The 7,500-nt window shown below is 67.5% G+C and carries 7 protein-coding genes and 1 pseudogene (1 of these 8 only partly in view); 5 read left to right on the forward strand and 3 right to left on the reverse strand.

Annotated elements, in window-relative coordinates; all coding sequences use genetic code 11:
- The 4 genes and pseudogenes from ATE62_RS23735 to ATE62_RS20120 all read left to right on the forward strand — a co-directional run.
- Window positions 1–618 (forward strand): annotated as a pseudogene (locus ATE62_RS23735) (DUF4139 domain-containing protein); the annotation flags it as partial.
- A 4-nt stretch (window positions 619–622) separates the two neighbouring features.
- On the forward strand, window positions 623–2,203 hold the full coding sequence (locus tag ATE62_RS20110) for a DUF4139 domain-containing protein (protein ID WP_231736336.1): 1,581 nt from the start codon (window positions 623–625) through the stop codon (window positions 2,201–2,203).
- A gap of 14 nt (window positions 2,204–2,217) precedes the next feature.
- Window positions 2,218–3,705 carry a DUF4139 domain-containing protein gene (locus ATE62_RS20115; protein WP_058809625.1) on the forward strand — a complete coding sequence of 496 codons (1,488 nt, stop codon included), beginning with the start codon at window positions 2,218–2,220 and terminating at the stop codon, window positions 3,703–3,705.
- 3 nt (window positions 3,706–3,708) lie between these two features.
- Complete coding sequence (locus ATE62_RS20120) at window positions 3,709–5,397, forward strand: DUF4139 domain-containing protein (RefSeq protein ID WP_058809626.1); 1,689 nt, start codon at window positions 3,709–3,711, stop codon at window positions 5,395–5,397.
- Window positions 5,398–5,504: 107 nt separating this feature from the next.
- On the opposite strand, the gene ATE62_RS20125 is transcribed toward ATE62_RS20120, so the two are convergent.
- Window positions 5,505–5,894, reverse strand: coding sequence for an acyl-CoA thioesterase (locus ATE62_RS20125; RefSeq protein WP_058809627.1), 390 nt, complete (start codon window positions 5,892–5,894; stop codon window positions 5,505–5,507).
- Window positions 5,884–6,204: a hypothetical protein gene (locus ATE62_RS20130; protein WP_231736338.1), complete on the reverse strand. Its 321-nt coding sequence runs from the start codon at window positions 6,202–6,204 to the stop codon at window positions 5,884–5,886. Before ATE62_RS20130 ends, ATE62_RS20125 begins: the two co-directional genes overlap by 11 nt.
- Window positions 6,205–6,320: 116 nt before the next feature.
- Here ATE62_RS20130 and ATE62_RS20135 point away from each other — a divergent pair, with 116 nt between their 5' ends.
- Window positions 6,321–6,746: a CBS domain-containing protein gene (locus ATE62_RS20135; RefSeq protein ID WP_058809628.1), complete on the forward strand. Its 426-nt coding sequence runs from the start codon at window positions 6,321–6,323 to the stop codon at window positions 6,744–6,746.
- On the opposite strand, the gene ATE62_RS20140 is transcribed toward ATE62_RS20135, so the two are convergent.
- Window positions 6,731–7,500 carry the 3' portion of a lipopolysaccharide biosynthesis protein gene (locus ATE62_RS20140; RefSeq protein ID WP_156420632.1) on the reverse strand. It continues 763 nt past the right edge of the window, so the window shows 770 of its 1,533 coding nt (coding positions 764–1,533); its start codon lies beyond the right edge, outside the window — the gene reads right to left on this strand; the stop codon is at window positions 6,731–6,733. The two genes, ATE62_RS20135 and ATE62_RS20140, sit on opposite strands and share 16 nt — an antisense overlap.

The following is a 7,500-nucleotide window of genomic DNA, read 5'->3' on the forward strand; positions in this document are numbered from 1 at the left end:
CCTCCGCCGCCGCCTGCACCGCCGCCACCCCCGCCCCCCGCCGAGGATCTGGGCGACCTCAAATTCTATCGCATCCCCTTCCGCGTCGACGTGTCGGCGAAGGGGCAGAAGCAGGTCGCGCTGCTGATCAAGGACAAGGTCGGGGTCGAGCAGCTTTATGCGGGCGTGCTCTATCAATCCTACAATGGAGCGCCGCAGCCGCTGGTGACGCGGCTGCGCTTGCAGAACCGCAGCGAGAACGGGCTCGGGCTCGCCTTGCCCGCGGGGACCGCTGCGGTGTTCGAGACGGTCGACAACCGCCGCCTGCTCGCGGGCGAGGCGCCGATCGGCGACAAGGCGGTCGGCGAGCGCGTCGACTACGACATCGGGGCGAGCCCCGCGGTGCAATATCGCGTCGTCGTCCAGCCGCGCGATCCCTCGGGCAGCTATCAGGACTGGCAGGTGACGCTGACCAACGCGCGGCCCTTCGACGCCGAGGTCGAGATACTGATCCCCTTCAATATCGACCCCGAACCGACGACATGGGAGCGGCGCGGCGCGAGCTGGGTGTGGCGCGTGCGCGTGCCCGCGAACGACAGCCTGGTCCAGACTTTTCGCCAGAAATTGAAGAGCGGTTAGGGCGATGCGGGGGGCGGGTCGCCTTGCCCTGCTGCTGGCTTTGGCCCCGGCCGCCGCGGGCGCGCAAAGTGCTTACCCGATCGTGCAGTCGGTGGCGCCGGGCGATGTCGCGGTCACCGTCTATCGCGCGCCCTATCGGTCGTCGGGAGGCATCGACCCCGACTGGCCCGAGGGTTTCGCCTTCATCACCGAGACGCGCACCGTCGACCTGCCCGCAGGGGTAGCGATGCTGCGCTTCGAGGGGGTCGCCGAGGGGCTGCTCCCCGAGACCGCGGTGGTGAGCGGCCTGCCCGACGGGGTGATCGAGAAGAATCGCGACGCACGGCTGCTGTCGCCCGCGGGGCTGGTCGATGCCTATTTGAAGCGCAGCGTCACCCTCCAGCGCACCGACCCCGCGACGGGCAAGGCGCGGCGGCAGGATGCGATCATCCAGGCGGGGCCGAACGGCGGCGTGCTGCTCAAGACCGCCGAAGGCTTCGAGGCGCTCGGCTGCTCGGGACTGCCCGAGCGCATGACCTATGGCGGAGTGCCCAAGGACCTGTCGGCCAAGCCCACGCTGTCGGTGCTGGTCGAAAGCGACCGGCCGCGGCGCGTGACGATCCAACTGCTCTATCTCGCCGAGGGGTTCGACTGGTCGGCCAATTATGTCGCCGAGCGCAACCCCGATGCGCCGACGATGGCGATCACCGGCTGGATCACGCTCGCCAATGGCGGGGTGACGAGCTTTCCGGGTGCGCAATTGAACGTCATCGCGGGGCGGCTCGAAAAGCAGGAAAGCGAAGGCGCGCCCGAGGCCGATGCCGGGCCGCTGGTGCTGCAATGCTGGCCGATGGATATCACCAGCACGCACCCCTTGTGGCAGTTGCCGCCGCTGATTCCGATTCGCGGGTCGCAGTCGGGCTATCAGGATGATTATCGCACCGGCGAGATCGTCGTGAGCGCGAAGCGCATCGAGGCGGAGATGATGTATGCGGCAAGCCCCGTCTCGGTGGTCAGCGCCGATTTTCTCGCGCAGTCGGAGGATCTCGGCGATCTCAAATATTACCGCCTGCCGTTCCGCACCGATGTCGCGGCGAAGCAGCAGAAGCAGGTCGCGCTGCTCGCGCAGGACCGCGTGACCTATGAGCAGCTATATTGGGCCTATATCGACGACCGGAGCGGCGAGGATTTTCGCCCGGCGAAAAATTTGCTGCGATTGTGGAATCGCAAGTCCGACGGGCTCGGCCTGGCGCTGCCCGGGGGCGTGGTCGCGATGTTTGAGAATGGCGGCGGGCGCCGCCTGCTGATCGGCGAGGGCCATCTCTCCGACAAGGCGGTCGACGAACGTATCGATTTCGAACCCGGCGACAGCGGCGGTGTCCAATATCGCGTCGTCGAGAAAGACGGTCGCGACCGCTCGCACAGCGACTGGGAGGTGACGATCTCCAACGATCGCGCGGTCGCGATCAACGTCGAATTGCGGGTCGCCTTCGCGCTCGACCCGGCGCCCGAGGGATGGGAACGGCGCGGCGACCTGTGGGTCGGGCGCATCGGCGTGCCCGCGAACGGCACGCTGGTGATGAGATTGCGGCAAAAGCGGGACTGAGAGGGAGAGGGTCGATGGCGATGGGATCGAAAACATGGGGCGCGCTGCTCGCGGCGGGGCTGGTCGTGCCGGGCGCGGCGCAGCCGACGGTGAGCACCGCGGGGCAGGGCGATGTCGCCGTGACGATCTACACCGGCGAGCTCGCGCTGGTCACCGACGTGCGCCCGACGACCCTGCAGGTGGGCGAATCGCGCGTCGAATTCCCCGACGTGTCGAGCCGCATCCGGCCCGAGACGGTGAGCCTCGTCGGCACCGGGCTCGACATCGTCGAGCAGAATTTCGACTTCGACCTGCTCTCGCCGACTGCGATGATGGCGAAGGCGGTGGGGCAGGAGATCACGCTCATTCGCACCAACCCCGCGACCGGCGCCGAAACGCGCGAGCGCGCGAAGGTGCTCGCGGTCAACGGCGGGGTGGTGCTCGACGTCGGCGGGCGGATCGAGATCCTGCGCGACGACAACCTCCCCGTGCGCGTGATCTTCGACGGCATCCCGACCAATTTGCGCGCGCGCCCGACGCTGTCGGTGACCGTCGACAGCAAGACCGCCGGACCGCGGCCGCTGACCTTGCGTTACCTCTCCGAAGGGATGAGCTGGCGCGCCGACTATGTCGCGCTCTACGACGAGGCGGCGAAGGCGATCGACCTGCAGGGCTGGGTCACGCTCAAGAACAACAGCGGCACGGGCTTCGCCAATGCGAAACTGCTGCTCGTCGCGAGCAACCAGATCGGGGTGCGGCGCGGGTCGCGCAGCGGCGACGGCGAACCCGCGGCGCTGACCAGCGCGGGGACCGAAACGGCGAAGGCCGAGGCGCTCGCCGACATGTATGCTTATCCCATCAATGATCGCACGACGATCGCCAGCGCGCAGCAGAAGCAGATCGCCTTCCTCGACGTCATGGCGGTCCCCGCGCAGCGCGGTTATGCGGCGTCGCACGACCGTTTCGCGACGCTCGAGGAAGCGCAGAGCGTGATGTCGACCTATCGTTTCTCGACCGGCAAGGGCGGGGTCGGCGACGCGATGCCGGCGGGATCGGTGCGGCTCTACGTCAAGGACGCGCGCGGCGCGGCGCAGTTCGTCGGCGAGAGCTACATCGGCCACACTTCGGCGGGATCGAACCTGTCGCTCGCGACGGGCAAGGCGTTCGACGTCAAATACCAGCCGATCCTCGAGAAGCGCGAGAAATTGACCGAGGAGGACTGGACGCGCAGCTCATCGACGCGCGTGCGCAAGAATGGCGTCGTGACGGTCACCGAGACCGACGTGAAGCGCAATTTCTGGCGCACGCACATGCGCTATATCTTCACCAACGCGCGGCCGCAGCCGGTGACGGTCGAATTCACCCAGGCGGGGCTCAACACCTACAGCAATGACACGCGCGTGCCCTTCGAGAGCCTCGCCGCCGAGAAGGACGACCAGGTGTGGGAGAGCCGCAAGTGGCTGGTGACGATCCCGGCCAACGGGCGCACCGAGCTGACCGTCCAATATGATACGCTGAACTGAGTCATGCGCGGCCGGATCGCGGCAGCCTTGTTGACGCTCGCGGCATTCGCCGCGGCGCCCGCCTTCGCGCAGGATGTCCCGGTGGTCGGCTCGGCGAAGCCCGACAAGGTGGCGATCAGCCTCTACCGCGATCCGTCGCGCGACACCGACTCGCGGCTCCCCGAGCCCGGCGAGGAACTCGGCGGCTTCGCGCTGATTCGCGAGACGCGCACGCTCGACCTGCCGCCGGGGCCGGTGACGGTGCGCTTCGAGGGCGTGTCGAGCAGCATCATCCCCGAATCGGCGCTGCTGCGCGGCGGCGGCCGTCCGCGCGAAAAGAATTTCGACCGCCGCCTGCTGTCGCAGCGCGGGCTGGTCGACGCCTTCACCGGGCAACAGGTGGTCCTGCGCACCACCGACAAGGCGACGGGCAAGGTCGGCTACGAGCGCGTGCGCCTCCGCTCGGGCGGCGAGAATCTGATCCTCGAACGCAAGGGCGGGTTCGAGGCGGTGCAATGTTCGGGGCTGTCCGAAACGATGCTCTACGACGCGGTGCCCGCGGGGCTGACCCCGGTACCCACGCTGTCGATGACGCTCGGCGACCAGCCGGGCGGGCGTACGACGCTCGAACTCACCTATCTCGCGACCAACTTCGACTGGCAGTCGAACTATGTCGGCCAGATCGGGACCGATGCCGACGCGGTCGACCTCTTCGCCTGGCTCACCGTCGCGAGCGGCGATTCGACCAGCTTCACGGGCGCCGACATGGCGGTGATCGCCGGGCGCATCGCCTTCTTCGCGCAGGCGCCGGTCGCCGACGAGGAAAATTACTGGGAAGAGCAGGAGCGGATCGAGGAAGAGAAACAGAGCGACCCGTGGAACCCGGAGAATATCGAAATCTGGTTCAGCTGCTGGCCGCAGGGCGGCACCGGCGGCGGCTCGTACAACCCGCGCTTGTTCGAGCCCGCGTCGATCCCGAGCTACGACCCGCAATATGCGCTCGGCATGGTCGGCGGCGATTTTTACGGCGGCGGAGGCGACGAGGACGGCGGCGAGATCGTCGTTACCGGATCGCGAATCGCCCCGCGCGAGGATATCGGCGACTATAAATTATATCGCGTGCCGCAGCCGACGACGCTCGGCGCGCAGAGCCGCAAGCAGATCGCCTTCCTTGAAAAGCCTGGGGTCGCCGCGCAATTGCTCCATGTCTTCGAAGTGCGCGGCGAGAATTTCGACTGGCAGGACGGCCCGGTGCTGCGGTTCGACAACAAGAAGGGCGGACCGCTCGCCGAGCCGCTGCCCGGCGGGCAGGTCACCCTGTTCCAGCGCCGCGCGGGCGAGCCGATGCTCGTCGGCGAGACCCGCGTGAAGGACAAGGCGGTCGGCGAACTCGTCGACCTGCAGCTCGAGGATGCCGAGGACATCTGGGTCGATGCCGACCAGGAGGAAGTCGATTCGGGCGAGGGCTGGACGCGCTACCGGCTGACCGTCACCAACGACAGCGAGACCGCCGAACCGGTCGAGATCAGCTTCGCCAGCGACGCGGATTATGCGGTCGACCGGATCAGCAAGCCGGTGAAGCTGCGCGACGGCAAGCGCATCTGGTCGGTGACCGTCCCCGCCGAGGGCGAGCGCATGATCGAATATCGCGTGCGCGAGGTCGTACGGCTCGGCGCCGACAATCAGGACGATTGGGAAGGCCCCGACGAATAGCCGCCGAGGCAGCTTCCAATATCGTCATCCCGGCGAAGGCCGGGATCTCGACCTCGCGTCCCGTTGCACCGGCGAGATCCCGGCCTTCGCCGGGATGACGGATAGGGTTAGGCCGGCGGCAGCGGCCGCGGCCGGTGATTCTCGTCGAGCGCGACGAAGGTGAAGACGCCTTCGGTCACGCGCTCCTCGGTCCGCCCGCCGTCGCGCGTCGCGACGACCTCCAGCCGGATCGCCATCGAGGTGCGGCCGCGGCGCTCGAGATGCGCGTAGATCGAGATGATGTCGCGCAGCAGGATCGGCGCGATGAACTCCATCGTCTCGATCGCGACCGTCGCGACGGGGCCCTGCGCGACGCGCCCGGCGACGATGCCGCCGGCGATGTCCATCTGGCTCAGCACCCAGCCGCCGAAGATATGGCCGTTGGCATTGATGTCGGCGGGCCGCGGGACGACGCGCAGGATCGGGTCGCGCGGGCAGTCGGGATTGCTATCGCTCATTCTTCATATCCGGGTCGTCCTCGAAGGGGTCCTCGATCGCATCGTCGTGCCCGCTGCCGCTCGACAGGAACACGAGCCCCATCAGCGCCGCGCCGAGCATCACCGACAGGCCGACGCCCGCGGTGGTCGCGATGATCATGTGCAGGGTCAGCCCGTGCGGCAGCGAGAAGTGCAGGAAGAGCAGCGCCAGGATTACCGCGACGATCGACACGATGCTCATGCCCAGCATCAGCACGCGGTAGCGCCCCCACGCGATTCGCGAGGTGTCGCGATTGTCGAGGGGCGAGCGCTTGACCATGGCGCGCGTCATGGACCAGCCGAAGCGCGAGGCCAAGCGGCAATAGGCTGCGGCAGGATGTTTCACCCCGTGCGCGAATCGTGATAGATTGTTTTCTTCAAAAGGAATCGCATGGGGAGCGGCAAGGCATGACGATCGGAGCAATTCTCCATGGACGCAGCGGCGCGGTGATTTCGGCGCGCAAGGACGACAATGTGCGCAGCGTCGTCGACCTGCTCGCGCAGCACCGCATCGGCGCGGTGCCGGTGGTCGAGGGCAATGCCGTGGTCGGCATCTTTTCCGAACGCGACCTGGTGCGGCTCATTTCGTCCTACGGGCCCGAGGCGCTCGACCGCACGCTCGACGAAGTGATGACCAAATCGCCGGTGACCTGCGATTCGCACATGGTGGTGATCGGCGCGCTGTCGCTGATGACGCAGAAGCGCATCCGCCACCTGCCCGTCGTCGACGATGGCGCGCTCGTCGGATTCGTCTCGATCGGCGACCTCGTCAAATATCGCATCGACCATATCGAGGCCGAGGCCTCGGCGATGCGCGACTATATCGCGTCCTGAGTCGGCACCTCGCCGGCGGGCATCTCTCGCTTCAAGACGAGTCGCAGCACTTCGGCAATCGCCTCGCGTTCGAGCAGCCAGAGCAAGGCGCCGTAGAGCGCGACGCCGAGCCCGACGAGCAACGCGAGGCGAATCGGCGGCGCCCAGCCGAGCGTCGCGAGCAGCTGCCCCGCGAATCCGACCCCGACCGCCATCACCAGCGCGGGCGCGACGCCCGGCAGCATCGCGCGGCCGACATCCCATAGGGACACGCCGATCAGCGGCGCCGACAGCCGCGCGGTGATCAGCAGCAGGAGCGGCGCGGCGACCAGCCACGCCCAGGCCATGCCGATCAGCCCCCATTCGGCGCCGATCAGGAAAGCGATCGGGAAGACGATCGCGCCCCCCATCGCCGCGAACATCGAGATCGAGGGTTTGCCGAGCGCGTTGGTCACCGGCGCGAAGAGGATCTGCACCGTCATCAGCATCAGCGCGAGCGAGATGAGCTGGATATAGGGCGCCATGCCGAGCCACTTGGCCCCGAACAGCGTCTCGATCATCGGCGCCGCGGTCACCGCGAGCCCGCAATAGAAGGGCGCGGCGACGAGCATCAAGAGGCGCACGGTCTTGAGGAAGTTCCAGCGCACCGCCGCCATGTCGCCCTTGATTCGCGAATAGGCCGGGAAGGCGACTTCGTTCAGCGGCGGCACGAACTTCGCCATGAAGATCTGCGCGAGGAACAAGGCCTCGGCATAGAGGCCGAGCGCATGGGGTT

The sequence above is a fragment of the Sphingopyxis sp. HIX genome, from assembly GCF_001468285.1.
Taxonomy (GTDB): Bacteria; Pseudomonadota; Alphaproteobacteria; order Sphingomonadales; family Sphingomonadaceae; genus Sphingopyxis.